Genomic DNA, 16,291 nt, shown 5'->3' with positions numbered 1-16,291 from the left:
CAGGGGAGGTTTGGGTGGGGCTGTACGAGCTTGTCGCACCGTTTGAGTTCACGGCGAGGTTGCCTCACCCCACCCAAGCCCATCCTATACGGGGACTGATACGCGCCAACTGAGACACAACGTTAATCAGAATCGTTTAAGCCATGGCACATGGCCAAGCCAGTGTTATGAGGGACCATCCCCGCGTCAATTCATCATTTATTAGAAGAAATTTAAAATATTGCGGTCCCAAACATGGACAAACCAAGGAATGGCGGCCGCGAACACTGGACGCAGGCTCGGCCGAGGTGGACAGAGCCCAACGTGCCACAGCGATGGGGTTGTCACTCCTGCGTAGCCAAACGTGCACGCAGTGCGGTGACGGGTGCGCTGGATAGATCAGGACATCCTTAAAGCCTGCTTTCCCGCTTGAGCCGCAAATACCGCTCAATCAACGCTCCCGACAACTGCGCACACTCCACATCCAGCGTCATCACCCCGCGCCGGTTGAGATCGTCATGCACGCGTTCGCGTCCCGCCAAATAGTGCATGGCGGAGGCGTTGCGGATGGCGGTTTCCAGGGTGTCGCCGGTATGGTTGGCCGCCTGTTCCACGGCCTGCTCACGCAAACTGGCCACCAACACCAGATGCCTTTGCGCCAGCAATGTCACCGCCATGGCAAGTTCCTTATCGTCCTCATCGCGCACATTGGTCACGAGAATCACCAGCGCACGTCGCCGCTGCCGCTCCTGCAGCGCGCTTGCCGCAGCCAGATAGTCGGTGGGCGCGGAAGTCGCCTGCAAGTCGTAACCTGTACCAAGCAGCATATCCATTCCCCCGCTGCCCCGTTGCGGAGGCAACCAGCGATGCGCGCGCCCCGTGCAAGCGAGCAAGCCCACGGCATCGCCTTCGCGCATGGCTATATAAGCCAATGACAGCGAAGCATTCAGTACGTGATCGAAATGCGAGATGGCGCCATCCCGCGCCAGCATGCGGCGTCCGCAGTCCAGCAGCAGCACGATCTGCTGGTTACGCTCCTCACGATATTCGCGCGAGATGAAATGCCCCATGCGCGCAGTGGCCTTCCAATCGATCTTGCGCATACTGTCGCCGACGCGATAGTCGCGCAGTTCCTGGAATTCAGTGCCTTCGCCGCGCCGCCGCTGCAAACGAGCGCCGATGGTATGCGAGGCGAGCTCGACACTGAGGCCGGCCAGTTCGGCCAACGGCGCGAAATTGGGATACACGCGCACGCTGTTCACCACATCGAGCGTGCGGCGCTGCGACCACAGGCGCCATGCCGAGTGCAGCCGCAGATGACAACCGGCAAAGACCGCAGGTCCCCGCTCATCGGGAGTCAACATGTATTCGAACGCATACTCAGTCTGCGCCGCCAATTGCAATCTGTGTGGCAAGCCACGTACCGGCCAGCCGCCTGGATGCAGGTCATGTACGTCAATGACACGCAACGCCTGCTTGGCAGACTGCAGGCGCAGGCGCACGAACATATCCAGGCCCAGCGGTACCACCGGCGCGAGCTCGCGCTCCAAGGCCGGCGAAGGCGTGCGTAGCAGGCGCCACGCATCGATGAGCATCACGCACGCCGATACAGCGCCATACGCCAGCCATGCTGTCAACGAGATCGTGCCGATACTCGCCAGCACGCCCACCAGCGTCCAGCCGAACAACAGCCACAGCAGCAGTGGTGCCGGTCGCATCATTGCCGTGGCGCTGCGACCTTGTGCAGCAGGGCGCGGATCACGTCATCCGGGCGCTGCCGTTCGACCAGGGCTTCCGGCGCGAGCATCAGGCGATGGCGCAATGCCGGCAGCGCAACCGTGCGCACGTCGTCCGGCGTAACGAAATCTCTGCCGTCCATGGCGGCATGCGCACGCGCCAGGCGCGCCAGCGCCAGGCCGCCACGTGGACCGGCGCCCCCCACCACAGCCGGCCACTCGCGCGTGGAGCGCGCAATGCGCACGGCGTAATCCGTCACGGCGGGGTCCATGTGCATGTGTGCCACGCCTTGCTGCATCGCCAGCAGTTCTTCCTGCGTGATCACCTGCTGCACACGCGACACATCGAGGTCGGCGGCGACCTTGCCGCTCAGCACGCTCTCCACCATGTGCTTTTCGTCCTCCAGCGAGGGGTAGTTAATCAGTACTTTGATCAGAAAGCGATCGAGCTGCGCTTCCGGTAGCGGATAGGTACCTTCCTGCTCGATCGGGTTCTGTGTGGCCACCACCATGAACGGCGCCGGCAACGGAAAGCGGCGCCCTTCGATGGTGGCCTGCCCCTCCTGCATCGCCTCAAGCAAAGCCGCCTGCGTCTTGGCCGGCGCGCGATTGATTTCATCGGCCAGCAGCAGATTGGCGAATACCGGACCGCGGCGGATCTGGAAGCGCTCGGCCTTGACGTCGTAGATCGCGTGCCCTGTCACGTCGGTGGGCATCAGATCGGGGGTGAACTGGATGCGGCCGAAACTGCAGTTCATGGCCGCAGCCAGTGCGCGTACGAGCAGAGTCTTGCCGAGTCCGGGCACGCCTTCGATCAGCACATGACCACCGGCGAGCAGGGCCATCAGTACCTGGTCGAACACCTCGGCCTGGCCAATGAAGGCATGCGCTACTTGCTGCCGCAATGCATGGGTGCGCGCATGGATGGAGTCGACCGCCATCGGCGCCGCGGGCGCAAGAGTTTCTGTCGTCATAAGTGGCTCCTCAGCCGCGCCAAAGTGATCATGCTGCTGCGAAACGCGACCGCGTTCGCGGGCGAGCGGAAAGCGTGTTCGATATGTGTTGATTCGAGCCGGCTGCGATGCGCCAGCCAAGCGTAAAGCTCATCGTTGCCGAGCATCGCGCTGGCCGGGTCGCTGCGATGCAGGCGCGCCAGTATGGATTCACAGGCCAGACGGTGCAGGCTGTGCCCGCCATCGCGGCGAAACAGGAATTCGCCCACCGCCTGGATGTGTTCCAGCAACGCACGGCGATCTGCGCCAGGCGCCGGCGCCAACGGCCCCAGACGCTCGCTGCGTACTGCCATCCAGCCAAGTATCAGCAGCATGGAAGCCAGCAACGCCGGCCAGCCACGCACGAACAGATTGACCCAGAACGAGTTGCCGATCAGTTCGTACAGCAAATAGACCTCGCCATGTCCGAAACGGGGTGCGAGCAGACGCAGGGCAAACTGCTGTTCGGGAAGATGCTTCAGGTTGCCGCCTGAAAGCGCGCTCATGTCATCCAGCAGGCTGACCAGCCCCAAGCCTTCCTTCACGCGGGCAAACAGCAGCCCCTTGCCGGCATTGTCGCCAATGACAACGTCGGCGCGCGCGTACGCCCGGGCTTGCAGATGGAAACCCATGCCGCACAACATCATCGATTGCTGTTCAGCTTCGGCATGCGCGGTGACGCCCATCGAAAGCGTCACACAGACCTGGCTGCCCTTTTGATCGCCCAACCATCCGAACGCTTCAAGCAACGGCACATCGCGACTGCCATCGGAGGTGGGCACGAACACCAGATGCCCGCCCCCGCGCACCCAGGCGGCGAGCCGCTCTGCCTGCCCGGGTTTGATCCGGCCTACGTCATCTCCGATGACTACCGTGTCACCCGGCTTGAGCGAGGGCAGAACCCGATCGAGCAAGACGCCGCTGCTGGCTGGCTGCCCCATGTTTTGCAGGATCTGTTCCAGCGCGAAAAAGCGGTTATAGCGTGCTTCACCGGACGAAGCCGTGGTTGTCGTCGTCCATTCCCGCTTGTACGTGCCGAAGAACAAAGCGCTGCCCAGCACGATCACGGCGAGCACGATCAATGCAGCGACGAGGCGCGAATTGCCTTTCATGACGCCACCTGCTGCGCCGGCCAACCTGTCAGCAAGGCATCCACGTCGGCGTCGCCAGGATAACGATCGGCATAGGCAGCGAGCTGCCAGGTACGCACGATGGCGATCAGCCGCTCACGGCGCGCCGAGTCTTCCATACCGCGTGCATACTGCAGCCAATCGGATTCCGTTGCATCGATCGGTGGCGGGATGCGCAGTGCCGCGGCAGCGCGCTGCACGCTGCCGCGGTAGAGCAAGGCCAAGGCCTCGCGACAGCTACCACCGCGCCATAGCTCGTGCACGGCAACAGCAAGGTCTTCCGGTAGTGGCATCTCCCGCATGATGATGCTGCTCAGCGGCCTGGGCGTCTCGCTGCTTTCCCCCGGCGACGCTTTCGCAATACGCAGGCGGCGCAGCGCAAACAAGATCAATGCACCCACCAACACCGCAAGCAAACCCCATAGCAGCACGTTCAAAAGACCCGCACCAAGGTTGGCAAACATCCCGCCGAGCCACGACGCGTCAGCTTGTGGCGTCGAGGGGGTGCGCCGCACCCAGTGCCGCACATTGCGCGACTGACCGAAGCGGGCATCGCGATAGACGTTAGCCGCTTCGCTGGCGAACGACGTATCTTTGTCGTTGACCGGCTGATGAAAAACTTCGGCGATGTTCTGCGGCGGCGTACGATCGGCGTCGGACCGCTTGTCCGCCGCATAGGCGAAGCCTGGCAGGCACACCACACAAACAAACAACGCGATGGCCAGGCCGGCGTCCACAAGGCGTTTGCGCAAGCGCCGAAACGCCAGATCGACATCCCACCCTTCCAGTTGCGTGCGACGATTGAGATATAGCGCGAAACCGCTCGCCACATAGAGCGGCTCGATGATGCTCATGGATAGGTAGGTCAAGCCCGAGGCGATCCATACCAGCGCGTTCCGAAACGCTGGCAAGCTGAGCGCCTGATCCAGACTTCGCATGGAATCAGGCAAAGCCTCCTTCGGCACCAGCCACAGCACGAAGATGCCCAGGCTGAGCGAAATCACCCATTCGAAGGCCATGCAGGTCCATGTCAGGCCACTAGCAACTCCGGCCAGCGGCCGGCTCAACACCCGCCAGCGTGCCCGTCGCTGCTTCGAGTCGACACCTTCCAGCAGCTCCATCGGCAGGCGTAACGCACGATTGGTATCCACGCGCAGCCAGGTCAAAGCCGCCAAAGTACGCTTCCACGGCCACGTCCGTTGCCCCTTCAGCGTTACGCGCCAACTTGGGGCCTGCTCGAACACTGCGTACGACAGTACAAACAGGGGGATGCGATCGAACATCGGACGAAGCCACCACGGCAACGCCAATCCCAGCCATGGCATGCCAAGCCACCATGCCAGCAACTGGCACAGCAGAAATATCGGTAGGGTGAATACCAGCCAGGCGGACCACACCGGACGCGCGTGCGCGCGCAACATGACCATGCCCAGATCCATCGCTTCCTGTGGCGTACGCGGACGCAGCGTCACACCGATGCGCTCAAGCTGCATGCTTGCCCCCTGCCCCGCCACGCAGCAACCACCACAACACCAGCAGCCAGATGCCCGCACCGCTGCCGTACTTCACGAGGTCCGGCAGTGCGGCAATCGAAGACCAATACGCTTCAATGAAGGCCGCAGCGATGAGCATCGCGAACGCCCCCATGGCCAGGCGTGCACCTATCCACGCCGCACGGCGCAACGCCACCTCACGCCGCAGCCGTCCCGGCGCCAGCAAACTCAAGCCGAATTGCAAACCGGCGCCGCCGGCAATCACGATGGCGGTGAGCTCAAACCCCGAATGGCCGACCACAAAGCGCCAAAACGGTGCGCCATAGCCGATGGCATTCAGATGGCCCGCCACGCCGCCGATGATTACACCGTTCGCCGCCAGCACGTAGATGGCTCCCACACCGAGCAGCAAACCTGACGCGAACGTGCGAAATGCGATGCTGACGTTGTTCATGATGTAGAAACCGAACATCTGCAAATCCGTGCCGCTGCTTCGTCCGATATGGCCGTTGGCAGGGTCGTACATCTTGTCGAAATCAGCCAGTTCCCGCGTCGTGAAAAGCGAATGCGCCAGCGCGGGTTTCCATAGGATCAACGCGTAGGCAATGACGGCCGGCAGGTATAGCAACAATAGAGCCACCAGCATGTAGCGCCACTGTTGCCGTACCAGCCGGGGGAAGTCGGCAACCAGAAACATCGCCAGCTTGTGCCACCGCGGCGCAGGCGGACGGTAGAGCTGACGATGCCCCATCAGCACGATCTGCTGCAGGCGATCGGTTACTTCGCGGCTGTAGCCGCGCGCTTGCGCCAGCGAAAGGTGGTGACACACGTGTCGATACGATTGCGGAAAGTCCAACGCACGTTCGGCGCTCATGGCCGCCTTCGGCTGCCGGTCGAGCTGTTCGAGCCATTTACGCAACGCGTCCCATTCTTTGGCGTGCAAGGCGACGAACTGCTCCTGCCTCATGGCCTACCCAGCAACCCATTGGCATAAGCTGTAATCTGCACAATAGCCGCGCTGCCTTCCCGCCCCGTCAACGGATAAAGAATGTTGGCCAGCTCTTCCTGCCGCTGCGGGGTAAGCTGCGACGAACGTTCGGCGAATTCGATCAGGGCGGCCTGCTCATCCTGGTCGAGCGGCAAGGGCAGCGGTAGTGCGGGAGCCACCGGGACCCTGCTGCCGGCAGGTAGCTCCTCGGCGTGAATCACCATCGTACCGGCCACGATGTCGCCGATGCGTCGCGCAGAAGGATCAATAATGCTCATGATCAAGCCAACGCCGTAGATGCCAGGCAAGGCATCAACAACGCGTAGCAGGTTGCGCACCACTGATGGAAGCAAGGTGATCGGCGTACCGTCGGCATTGACCACGCGCAAGCCCAATGCTCGCTTGCCGATGGTCTGGCCGTGGAACCACACCTCGCAAATCACGTTGTAAACCCACATGAGCACAAACAGCAGCAGCAGACCCAAGCCTACGCCGCCGCGGCCGAGCGCCGAAAAAATGCCCAGCCCCACGAAGAACACCACCGCACGCAGCAAGGTATCCAGCAGCCAGGCTTGCGCACGGCCAAACGCTCCGGCCGCACGCAGACGCAGGCTGACACCTTCCGGCGTTTCGATTTCGCGCACCGTATCCAGCATCAGTCGTTGATGACGATGGTGTCCGCGATCCGATCATGCAGACAACGTTTTTCCTGACCGAAAATCATCAGCGCATCGATGAGGCTGGCAAGACGACCGACGAATGGAACAGCCGCCAGCAGGCCAATGGGTAAAGCTCGTAAAAAGAAGATGCGCGCAAGCGATGCCCGGTCACCGTCGGTACGCACAATCTTGATACCTAGCAGGCGCTTGCCGATGGTCTGGCCACTACGGTGAAGCAGCACCAGGTCGTAAGTTGCCAGGCAAATTAGGAGCGCGACCCCCACCATTGCGTACACATTCGCGGTGGGAGCCGACGCGATTCCCCCACGTGCCCTGGCTAGATAATTCGTATAGGCGGGGATCGCGACAGGCAGCAGACAGAGGGCAAACATCAGGTCATCCAGCAGGAGCGCCCCAAGCCGCCGTCCGCGACCCGCCTTGCGTGCCTCCAGGTCATCGCCCGCGAATGCAGGCACATCCTCAACCACCGCGCCGGGCGCGGCATACGGATTGTTTTCCATGGCTAGTTTTCCCTGTCTGCACATCGGCCCCTGTGCCGATGCCTGCCTTGAGTATAGGCGCAAGATGTGAAGGGCGCACAAGTGGCGCGGCGCTTTCAACCGGGTCATTATTCCCGCGCCGCGTAGAAAAGGTTGGAGCTGACCTACCCCACGTTTTCCGCTCGCCATCCCAGCTGGCGTAGGCTGGGATGACGATCCCAGCTTTCGAATGGATGGCCATGCTGGGATTCGCATCCCAGCTACGCTTGCCACGGATAGGCATCAGACAGGCATGGTCTCCTGCCCAAGCCCTCGCCCTGCCGATCAAATTACCAAAAACTCGATCAACGCCCTGCTGAACGCCGATACATCATCCAACTCGCGACTAGCGTGATCAGCCCTTCTTGGCGCGCTTGGGTTTGAGCAGAGTGCCCGTGCACTTGGGCGAACCGCACAGGCACGCCCACTTTTTCTTCAGGCGCGCGGTATGCGGCACTTCCAGCACGATGCCGTAGTCATAGGTGAGCTCTTCACCCGCCTTGATGTTGCGCTTGGCTTCGATGATCACCTTGTCCTTGCGCGCATTGCCGCTTTCGTTTTCCACCACGAAGGCGGTGCAGTTGGGGGCGCAGCTATGGTTGATCCAACGCGCGACGTTGCCCTTGCGGTTGGCATCGATGATGTAGTCGTCATTGAGCGTGAACAGGAAGGTATGGCCTGTTTCGCCGCCGTCGCCGTACATCTCGTCGGCTTCGTCATGGGTCATCAGCGTGCCCCTGTACTCGATGATTTCTTCACCCTTCTGGATGGGGGTGACGGCGAATACGCCATTGCCGTGGATGGGGGAGCGGCGAGCAACGATGCGACGGGACATGGATGACCGTGTGGAATGAGAGTTAATGCAACCACCAATGATGCCTGCTCCGTATGACGTTGGGAACCGCAGGCACCGAGGGGGGATGTGCACAACGCTCCCTTCGCCCTGAAAGCGGTCCATCGCGGATGGCAAGACCGGGCATACCTTTGGCCGCCTTCCTTCGGTATAAGCCTTTCTGTTTCAAACGCTTTACGTATTGCGCTGCCCCACCCACCCCTCCCATTCCCTGCTATATTCAAACAATCGTTTGAGGTGCTTCCATGAAACGACTGCTCCACGGACTGGCCCTTCTGCTGCTGGCAACCCTGCTGACGGCCTGCGGACCGCAACGGCAGAGCGTGTTCCCGCCCACGATCACCATCCAGCAGATGCGTGCGCTACCCGATGGCGCCTGGCAGCTTTCCCTGCGCATCCAGAACAACAGCTACACCGGCATGGATTACCAGTCGCTCGAAGGCAGCCTGCAGGTGGCGCAGGGCATCCCGGTGCGAGTACACGCGAAGTTTGAGCTGGATGTGCCCTCCTTCGCCGGCGACGTGGTGCAGGTGGAAGTGCTGCCGACGCCGGCCATGAACCAGGCCTTGCATGAGGTGGCTGCCAAGGGCAGTTCCGGTTCTCTGGCTTATGCACTGACCGGCACGGTGCACTGCGTACCCGATCTGGAAGACCATCCGGACAACAAGAATCCACGCGATTTCCCGTTCAACAGCAACTCTTTCCTGTCGCCGGTTCCCGGCATCCCCAACACTTTCCGCTGACGACTCAAGTCTTACGAAGGATTTAGCCATGACGCTCTATAAGGCCCCGCTCGATGATCAGCGCTTTGCACTTTTCGACGTGCTCGGCGCGGAGTCCGTACTAACCAGGCTGCAAGGCGGCGAAGGCCACACCCGTGACCTGCTCGACGCGGTATTGGAAGAGGCTGGCCGGCTGAGCGAGCAAGTGCTTGCGCCGACCAACGCGTCGGGCGACGAGGAAGGCTGCCATTTCGACAAGGTCAGCCGTGCCGTCACCACGCCCAAGGGCTTCAAGGAAGCGTTCAAGCAGTTCGCCGAAGGCGGCTGGGCCGGGCTCACCATGGCCGAAGCGTTCGGCGGCCAGGCGCTGCCCTCGGTGCTGGGTATCGCCACTACCGAGCTGTTCCAGTCCGGCAACCTGTCGTGGAGCCTGTATCCGCTGCTGTCCGAAGGCGCCTGCCACGCGCTGGAGCTGCACGGCACCGAAGAACAGAAGCACACCTACCTCAAACCCATCGTGGCCGGTCGCTGGACCGGCACGATGTGCCTGACGGAACCTCAGGCCGGCTCCGACCTGGGGCTGCTGAAAACGCGCGCCGAGCCCGGCGCCAACGGCAGCTACAAGCTTACCGGCACCAAGATCTTCATCAGTGCAGGCGACCATGACCTCGCCGAAAACATCGTCCACCTGGTGCTCGCGCGCCTGCCCGATGCACCAGCCGGCAGCCGCGGCATCTCCATGTTCATCGTGCCGAAGTTCAAGTTGAACGCGGATGACTCTCTGGGTGACCGCAACAACGTGTACGCAGGCGCCATCGAACACAAGATGGGCATTCGTGGTTCCGCCACCTGCGTAATGAACTTCGACGAGGCGGAAGGTTTCCTGATCGGCCAAGCGAACAAGGGCCTGGCCGCCATGTTCACCATGATGAATGCCGCGCGCCTGTCGGTCGGCGTGCAAGGGCTCGCGCTTTCCGAACGCGCGTGGCAGAACAGCCTGAACTATGCTCGCGAGCGCCTGCAGTCGCGCTCCCTTTCCGGCGCGAAGTTCCCGGACAAGCCGGCCGATAACCTGCTGGTGCAGCCGGATGTGCGGCGCATGTTGCTGACCCAGCGCGCCTTGGTGGAAGGTTCGCGCATGCTGCTGCTGTATGCCGCACTGCAGACCGACATCGAAGCGCGCGGCGCGGACGAGTCACAGCGACGCAAAGCCGGCGAACTGCTCGCTTTCTTGATCCCCATTGCCAAGGGCGTGGTCACCGAGCTGGCGCAGGAATGCACCAAGGAAGCGCTGCAGGTCTACGGCGGTCACGGCTTCATCGTGGAGAACGGGGTGGAGCAATTCGTGCGTGACGCACGCATCATCACACTGTACGAAGGCACCACCGGCATCCAGGCCGCGGACCTGCTTGGACGCAAGATCCTGCAGCTGAAGGGCGTTGGCTTGCAGCATTTCCTAGGTGAGGTCGCCGCATTCTGCAAACAGCATGCGGCGGATCAGGCCTTGCAGGCTTACGTCGGCCCACTCGGCGTGCTGGCGAAGGAATGGGGCGAGTTGACGCTGAAGCTGGCGCAACGCGTCCAGTCGAATCCGGAAGAACTGGGTGCGGCGGCCAACGACTATCTCTACTACAGCGGTTACATCACGCTTGCCTATTTCTGGGCTCGCGCCACGGCAGCGCTGGAGCAGGGTACGCAGCAGCCGGCATTCAAGCAGGCGAAACGGGATACGGCGGCATTCTATTTCGCGCGTATTTTACCGCGCACGCATATGCACAAGGCGGCGATCGAAGCGGGAATCGAAACGCTTCCGTCCATTGCATAAAGCTCGCACAAAACGCCCGGACCTCCGGGCGTTTTTATTTCGACGACGCGCAGACTGGGTTTGCACGCCAACCTACGCTCCCCATTCCCGCTAGTCTAGGGAAGCTTATCCAACGGGGAGTCACCATGAAGATCACTGTACGCGGAACCCACACCGCCCTGCTCGCCCTGCTGCTCAGCCTGAGCGGCGCCGCACTCGCCATGGACGACACGCCTAAGCCGCAATACCCCGACTATCCCAGCGAAACGCCGGCGCAATTCAAACCGGCCGGCGAAAGCTTCGACTATGTCGAGCGCGACGTGAAGATCCCGATGCGCGACGGTGTCAAGCTCAATACGGTGATCCTGATTCCCAAAGGTACGCAGCGTGCCGGCATGGTGCTCACGCGCACACCTTACGACGCCAAAGCGCTTACCCATCATGTCATGAGCGGCCATCTTGGCCCGATGCTGCAAGGCTACGACAACGCCACCGACGTGATCGTGGAGGACGGCTACATCCGCGTGATCCAGGACATCCGCGGCAAGTACGGTTCCGAAGGCGATTACGTCATGAACCGGCCGATCCATGGCACGCTCAATCCCACGCAGGTCGATGACGCCACCGATACCTACGACACCATCGACTGGCTGGTGAAGAACGTGCCCGAATCGAACGGCCGGGTGGGCACCATCGGTATTTCCTACGACGGCTTCGAACCTTTGATGTCGCTGGTGAATCCGCATCCGGCTCTGAAGGTGGCGGTACCCATGAACCCGATGGTGGATGGCTGGATGGGTGACGACTGGTTCCATCATGGCGCGTTCCGCCTGCAGAACATGGCCTACATTTACGAGCAGTCGGCCAGCCGCGACAACTATTACAAGTGGTGGAGCAGCTTCCACGACGATTACGACCTGTTCATGCACTACGTGTCCGCCGGCGAGATGGGCAAGCAGTACGGCATGCAGCAGCTGGGTTTTTGGAACAAGCTGACTGCGCATCCGGCGTACGATGCGTTCTGGAGCGATCAGGCGATGGACAAAGTGCTCGCCGCGCAACCGCTGAAAGTGCCCACCATGCTGGTGCACAGCCTGTGGGACCAGGAGGACATCTACGGCGACATCGCCGTCTACCGCGCCATCAAGCCGAAGGACAGGCACGGCGACATGGTGAAGCTGGTGATGGGGCCGTGGCATCACGGCCAGGAGATCGACGAAGCAAGCTCGCTTGGCGCGATTCGTTTCGGTAGCGATACGGCCAAGTATTTCCGCGAGCACATCCTGCGCCCCTACCTGGCGCAGTACCTTAAAGACGGAGCGCCGAAGGTGGATATCGCACCGGTAACGGCCTATCAGACGGGCAGCAATCAATGGCAGCGCCTTGGTCGCTGGCCGCTTGCCTGCGAGGAGGGCTGCAACGCGAAGAGTCGTCCGCTATACCTGCAAACGAGCCATGAATTGGGCTTCAGCGCGCCGGGCGCCGGCAATGCGTATGACGAATACATCTCCGACCCCGCCCATCCCATCCCGTTCCGTGCACGCCCGATCCAGCCCGTCGGTTACGACAACGGCCTCACCTGGCCGCAATGGCTGGTGGACGACCAGCGCGAGGCCTCTGGTCGCACGGACGTGCTCACCTATGTCTCCGACGTGCTGACACGGCCGCTGACCATCGCCGGCACGCCGGTAGTGCACCTGGCGGCATCCACCAGCGGTACGGACAGCGACTGGGTGGTGAAACTGATCGATGTGTACCCCGACCAGGTAGCCGAACAGCCGGAAATGGGCGGCTATCAGCTGGCCGTGTCGATGGACATCTTCCGCGGCCGCTACCGTGAAGGCTATGACAAGCCCAAGCCGCTTGCCGCCAACCAGCCGCTCAGCTATCGCTTCGATCTGCCGACCGCAAACCATGCGTTCCTGCCCGGCCATCGCGTGATGGTGCAGGTGCAATCGAGCTGGTTTCCGCTGTACGACCGCAATCCGCAGACCTTCGTGCCGAATATCTTCCTGGCCGGGCCGGCGGATTATCAGCCGGCGACGCAGCGGGTTTATCACTCGGCGCAACTGGCCAGCTACATCTCGCTACCAGTCACGGGTAACTGAGCACCATGCAGCCCTCTCGTTCCAAGGGAGGGCCGCGTGCATGGCAATGCTGGGGTTTGCCCCCCCAGCCTACGTAGCTCATTCGGGCCTGCATTCGAAAGATGTATGCCGAGGGTCTTCCACCCACGCCCCGGTTGGGTGTAGAACCGCCCTTACCCGTTCTTATCGACCGGCCGATGCATGAGCGACAGCCACTATCTTATTCGTCTGGCCGAGGATGACGACGACTTCATCCTCGGCCTGGTTCCCCGCTTCGTGGATTTCACCCTGCCCGCCTGGCGCAAGCGGCACGAGTGTATCGAGGGCATCCGCAAGGACCTCAGCCGCCACCTGGATGACCAGCCTTCCAACAGCTACGTGTTCGTTGCCGAAAACGACGATGGCGAACGCGTAGGCTTCATCCATCTGCAGAAAACCCTGGATTACTTCACCGGCCGGGCCAACTGCCATATCTCCGACCTCGCCGTGGCACCTCGCCACGAGGGCCAGGGCGTGGGCAAGGCATTGATCGAGCATGCGGAGGGATGGGCGCGTGAGCATCAGTGCCAACTGGTGACGCTGGCGGTATTTCCCGGCAATGAGCGGGCACGGGCGTTGTACGAAGCGGCAGGGTACAACCTTGATCTGCTGCGCATGGCGAAGCCGGTGCATTAAGCACAGCGAAGCTTTCTCATTCCCGCACCGACGAAGCAGCCAAGGCATTTCGTGTTCCCCTATAGGACCGTGTCTTATGTCACTGTCCGAGCTTCCCCAAATACGCTTTGCTGATTGCTCGATGACAAGAGGCTAGCCATGCAAGGGGAAGACTCCCGGCTTTCGATGACGCGTCGCGACCTGTTGCGCCTGGTCGGGCTCAGCGCAGGCGGCGCGGCGATGTATGCGGTGATGAACCGACTCGGCCACGCGGCTGAATCGCCTTACCAGGGAACGCCCGTGCTGCAAGGGACGCCACGCGGTGCATCCGTGCTGATCCTGGGTGCAGGCCTGGCCGGCATGGTGGCGGCGTATGAATTGCGCCAGGCCGGCTACAAGGTGCAGGTGCTGGAATACAACCACCGCGCCGGCGGCCGGAACTGGACACTGCGAGGCGGCGACACCTATACGGAACTCGGCGGCTTTACCCAGCATTGCCAGTTCGATCGCGGCCACTACATCAATCCGGGCCCATGGCGTATCCCCTACCATCATCGTGGCTTGTTGGATTACTGCAAGAAACTCGACATACCGCTCGAACCGTTCGTGCAGGTCAACCACAATGCCTACCTGCACAGCTCCAAGGCCTTTGGAGGCAAGCCGCAGCGTTTTCGCACCGTCAACGCGGACTACCGCGGGAACCTTGCAGAACTGCTCGCCAAGGCGACGCAGCAAAGCAAGCTTGACGCGCAAGTCAGCCGGGAAGACCAGGCGCTGCTGCTCGAATCGCTGCGTCAATGGGGTGCACTCGACGAGAAATACGCCTACGTCGCCGGTCCGGGCACCAGCAATCGACGCGGCTACGACAAAGAACCCGGTGGCGGACTGTCGGCCAAACCGTTGGATTCGCAACCGCTGTCGCTGCATGATGTGCTCGGCTCGCATCTATGGTCCGGCCTTAGCGATGGCGAAGGCTATGAATTCCAGACCTCCCTGCTGCAACCTGTCGGCGGCATGGGGCGCATCGGCGAAGCCTTCGCGCGCAAACTCGAAGGGGTGATTCGCTACAACGCCAAGGTCACAGCCATCCACCAGGACCAAGGCGGCGTGACCGTAAGCTACGAAGATGCGCGCCGTTCCGGTCATGTCCAATCGGCACGTGCGGATTGGTGCATCTGCACGATTCCGCTGTCCATCCTCAGCCAGATTCCCATGAATGTGAGCGCGCCGATGGCCGAAGCGATCGGCGCCGTGCCCTATGCCGCTTCCGTGAAAGTCGGTCTGCAATTCAAGCGTCGCTTCTGGGAAGAAGACGAGGACATCTACGGGGGCATTACGCTGACGGATCTGCCCATCAACACCATCGCCTACCCCAGCTGCGACTTCAATCGCCCTGGCAAGGGCGTATTGCTGGGCGCTTATCTGTATGGCCTGGACGCTTATCAGTTCACCGCAATGAGCCCTGAAGAACGAGTACGCAGGGTGGTGGAATACGGCAGCCAGATCCATCCCCAATACCGGCAGGAGTTCGAGAACGGCGTAGCCGTGGCTTGGCATCGCGCGCCCTACACCCTGGGCTGCTTCGCGACCTGGACCGACGAATTGCGCGACAAGCACTACGATAACCTGTGCCAGATCGATGGGCGCATCGCCTTGGCGGGAGAACACGCCTCCTATCTGCCCGCCTGGCAGGAAGGCGCGGTGACTTCGGCATTGGACGTGATTACCCGCATTCATCAGCGCGTTGTTGCGGGAGGTACGGCATGAAACCATTGCTTTGTATCGTTGCGCTGTTGCTCGCATGCACGAGTTGTGTCCGGGCCCAGTCCTCCGGCAAGCCGCTCTACACCTACGCCTCACTCAGGAACGCAAACGGCGAAGCCGTCTTCCACGCCATTTGCCAGGGCTGCCACATGCCGGACGCCAAGGGCGCCACCGGCGCGGGAACCTACCCCGCGCTGGCGGGCAATTCGAAACTCGGATCGCCGCAATACATGGCGGCCGTGGTCCTGTTCGGCCGGCACAATATGCCCTCGTTCGAAGTGCGGCCTTCGGACCACAAGAACTTCTTCGAGGATGCGACACTCACGGACGAGCAGATTGCGGACCTGGTCAATTACGTACGAACGCATTTCGGCAACCACTACACGAACAGCATTACGGCTGCCGAAGTAGCCTCCATGCACCCTCAAACCGCGTCCGCAAAACAACCGTAGGCTGGGGTGTACGAACCCCAACCAACTTCAATGACTGCGCCCGTCGAACGGCACCCGTTTCAGGTTCGCAATCTCCACTTGTTCAAGGCAACGCACATTGACAGCTGCTATGGCACTGCCGTCCGGCGCGTTGCCAAAGCACAGCGGCGCACAGCCGCACGTCGGGCAGAAATGGTGCCGGATCACATGCTTGTTGAAGCTGTAGACCGACATGTCCGCCTCGGGCGTAAGCAGCTTGAACTGTTCACGCGGCACGAACCACAACAGAAACCCTTTGCGAATGCAGTGCGAGCAATTGCATTCCATCGCCTGCGTCAGCTCGCCTTCGACCTCGAAGGCAATGCGCCCGCAGTGACAACTGCCGTGATAGTTCATGACCATGCTCCATGCTTTGATTTGACGATACTAGGGTGATTGGGACAGCTGAAAAAAAGCCACC

General features: G+C 61.6%; 15 protein-coding genes. 6 read left to right on the top strand and 9 right to left on the bottom strand.

Going from position 1 to position 16,291, the window contains the following annotated elements:
• Nucleotides 1–389 precede the first annotated feature (389 nt).
• The 8 genes from EKH80_RS08980 to EKH80_RS08945 all read right to left on the bottom strand — a co-directional run bounded on the left by EKH80_RS08980 (nt 390) and on the right by EKH80_RS08945 (nt 8,351).
• Nucleotides 390–1,697 (bottom strand): DUF58 domain-containing protein, encoded by a 1,308-nt coding sequence (locus EKH80_RS08980; protein ID WP_126684462.1) that lies wholly within the window; start codon nt 1,695–1,697, stop codon nt 390–392.
• Complete coding sequence (locus EKH80_RS08975; RefSeq protein ID WP_126684389.1) at nt 1,697–2,689, bottom strand: AAA family ATPase; 993 nt, start codon at nt 2,687–2,689, stop codon at nt 1,697–1,699. The genes EKH80_RS08980 and EKH80_RS08975 overlap by 1 nt, the downstream gene beginning before the upstream one ends.
• Nucleotides 2,686–3,819, bottom strand: a complete 1,134-nt coding sequence (locus tag EKH80_RS08970; protein WP_126684388.1) for a DUF4350 domain-containing protein — start codon at nt 3,817–3,819, stop codon at nt 2,686–2,688. The genes EKH80_RS08975 and EKH80_RS08970 overlap by 4 nt, the downstream gene beginning before the upstream one ends.
• A complete protein-coding gene (locus tag EKH80_RS08965) occupies nt 3,816–5,330 on the bottom strand; it encodes a DUF4129 domain-containing protein (RefSeq protein ID WP_126684387.1) in 1,515 nt (504 codons plus the stop codon). Before EKH80_RS08965 ends, EKH80_RS08970 begins: the two co-directional genes overlap by 4 nt.
• Nucleotides 5,320–6,297: a stage II sporulation protein M gene (locus tag EKH80_RS08960; protein WP_126684386.1), complete on the bottom strand. Its 978-nt coding sequence runs from the start codon at nt 6,295–6,297 to the stop codon at nt 5,320–5,322. Before EKH80_RS08960 ends, EKH80_RS08965 begins: the two co-directional genes overlap by 11 nt.
• A complete protein-coding gene (locus tag EKH80_RS08955) occupies nt 6,294–6,974 on the bottom strand; it encodes an RDD family protein (RefSeq protein WP_126684385.1) in 681 nt (226 codons plus the stop codon). Before EKH80_RS08955 ends, EKH80_RS08960 begins: the two co-directional genes overlap by 4 nt.
• Entirely contained in the window at nt 6,974–7,498 is a 525-nt protein-coding gene (locus EKH80_RS08950) for an RDD family protein (protein WP_126684384.1), read from the bottom strand. Before EKH80_RS08950 ends, EKH80_RS08955 begins: the two co-directional genes overlap by 1 nt.
• 373 nt (nt 7,499–7,871) lie before the next feature.
• On the bottom strand, nt 7,872–8,351 hold the full coding sequence (locus EKH80_RS08945) for an SET domain-containing protein (RefSeq protein WP_126684383.1): 480 nt from the start codon (nt 8,349–8,351) through the stop codon (nt 7,872–7,874).
• 263 nt (nt 8,352–8,614) lie between these two features.
• Between EKH80_RS08945 and EKH80_RS08940 the strand changes: the two genes are divergently transcribed.
• The 6 genes from EKH80_RS08940 to EKH80_RS08915 all read left to right on the top strand — a co-directional run bounded on the left by EKH80_RS08940 (nt 8,615) and on the right by EKH80_RS08915 (nt 15,852).
• Nucleotides 8,615–9,112 carry a hypothetical protein gene (locus EKH80_RS08940; RefSeq protein WP_126684382.1) on the top strand — a complete coding sequence of 166 codons (498 nt, stop codon included), beginning with the start codon at nt 8,615–8,617 and terminating at the stop codon, nt 9,110–9,112.
• Between the two features lie 28 nt (nt 9,113–9,140).
• On the top strand, nt 9,141–10,916 hold the full coding sequence (locus EKH80_RS08935; RefSeq protein WP_126684381.1) for an acyl-CoA dehydrogenase C-terminal domain-containing protein: 1,776 nt from the start codon (nt 9,141–9,143) through the stop codon (nt 10,914–10,916).
• 125 nt (nt 10,917–11,041) lie between these two features.
• Nucleotides 11,042–13,003, top strand: coding sequence for a CocE/NonD family hydrolase (locus EKH80_RS08930; RefSeq protein ID WP_126684380.1), 1,962 nt, complete (start codon nt 11,042–11,044; stop codon nt 13,001–13,003).
• A gap of 180 nt (nt 13,004–13,183) precedes the next feature.
• Nucleotides 13,184–13,657 carry a GNAT family N-acetyltransferase gene (locus EKH80_RS08925; protein ID WP_126684379.1) on the top strand — a complete coding sequence of 158 codons (474 nt, stop codon included), beginning with the start codon at nt 13,184–13,186 and terminating at the stop codon, nt 13,655–13,657.
• A 138-nt stretch (nt 13,658–13,795) separates the two neighbouring features.
• Nucleotides 13,796–15,403: a flavin monoamine oxidase family protein gene (locus EKH80_RS08920; RefSeq protein WP_126684378.1), complete on the top strand. Its 1,608-nt coding sequence runs from the start codon at nt 13,796–13,798 to the stop codon at nt 15,401–15,403.
• Nucleotides 15,400–15,852: a c-type cytochrome gene (locus EKH80_RS08915; protein WP_126684377.1), complete on the top strand. Its 453-nt coding sequence runs from the start codon at nt 15,400–15,402 to the stop codon at nt 15,850–15,852. The genes EKH80_RS08920 and EKH80_RS08915 overlap by 4 nt, the downstream gene beginning before the upstream one ends.
• 27 nt (nt 15,853–15,879) lie before the next feature.
• Here EKH80_RS08915 and EKH80_RS08910 read toward each other — a convergent pair whose 3' ends face one another.
• Nucleotides 15,880–16,227, bottom strand: coding sequence for a GFA family protein (locus EKH80_RS08910; RefSeq protein WP_126684376.1), 348 nt, complete (start codon nt 16,225–16,227; stop codon nt 15,880–15,882).
• Nucleotides 16,228–16,291 lie beyond the last annotated feature (64 nt).

It is taken from the genome of Dyella choica, from assembly GCF_003977665.1.
Taxonomy (GTDB): domain Bacteria; phylum Pseudomonadota; class Gammaproteobacteria; order Xanthomonadales; family Rhodanobacteraceae; genus Dyella_B; species Dyella_B choica.
This window is presented reverse-complemented; position numbering and strand designations above follow the sequence as displayed.

Bases quoted from the DNA above. Each gene is read 5' to 3' on its own strand.
- EKH80_RS08980 (WP_126684462.1), bottom strand. From the start codon at position 1,697: ATGCGACCGGCACCACTGCTGCTGTGGCTGTTGTTCGGCTGGACGCTG.
- EKH80_RS08975 (WP_126684389.1), bottom strand. From the start codon at position 2,689: ATGACGACAGAAACTCTTGCGCCCGCGGCGCCGATGGCGGTCGACTCC.
- EKH80_RS08970 (WP_126684388.1), bottom strand. From the start codon at position 3,819: ATGAAAGGCAATTCGCGCCTCGTCGCTGCATTGATCGTGCTCGCCGTG.
- EKH80_RS08965 (WP_126684387.1), bottom strand. From the start codon at position 5,330: ATGCAGCTTGAGCGCATCGGTGTGACGCTGCGTCCGCGTACGCCACAG.
- EKH80_RS08960 (WP_126684386.1), bottom strand. From the start codon at position 6,297: ATGAGGCAGGAGCAGTTCGTCGCCTTGCACGCCAAAGAATGGGACGCG.
- EKH80_RS08955 (WP_126684385.1), bottom strand. From the start codon at position 6,974: ATGCTGGATACGGTGCGCGAAATCGAAACGCCGGAAGGTGTCAGCCTG.
- EKH80_RS08950 (WP_126684384.1), bottom strand. From the start codon at position 7,498: ATGGAAAACAATCCGTATGCCGCGCCCGGCGCGGTGGTTGAGGATGTG.
- EKH80_RS08945 (WP_126684383.1), bottom strand. From the start codon at position 8,351: ATGTCCCGTCGCATCGTTGCTCGCCGCTCCCCCATCCACGGCAATGGC.
- EKH80_RS08940 (WP_126684382.1), top strand. From the start codon at position 8,615: ATGAAACGACTGCTCCACGGACTGGCCCTTCTGCTGCTGGCAACCCTG.
- EKH80_RS08935 (WP_126684381.1), top strand. From the start codon at position 9,141: ATGACGCTCTATAAGGCCCCGCTCGATGATCAGCGCTTTGCACTTTTC.
- EKH80_RS08930 (WP_126684380.1), top strand. From the start codon at position 11,042: ATGAAGATCACTGTACGCGGAACCCACACCGCCCTGCTCGCCCTGCTG.
- EKH80_RS08925 (WP_126684379.1), top strand. From the start codon at position 13,184: ATGAGCGACAGCCACTATCTTATTCGTCTGGCCGAGGATGACGACGAC.
- EKH80_RS08920 (WP_126684378.1), top strand. From the start codon at position 13,796: ATGCAAGGGGAAGACTCCCGGCTTTCGATGACGCGTCGCGACCTGTTG.
- EKH80_RS08915 (WP_126684377.1), top strand. From the start codon at position 15,400: ATGAAACCATTGCTTTGTATCGTTGCGCTGTTGCTCGCATGCACGAGT.
- EKH80_RS08910 (WP_126684376.1), bottom strand. From the start codon at position 16,227: ATGAACTATCACGGCAGTTGTCACTGCGGGCGCATTGCCTTCGAGGTC.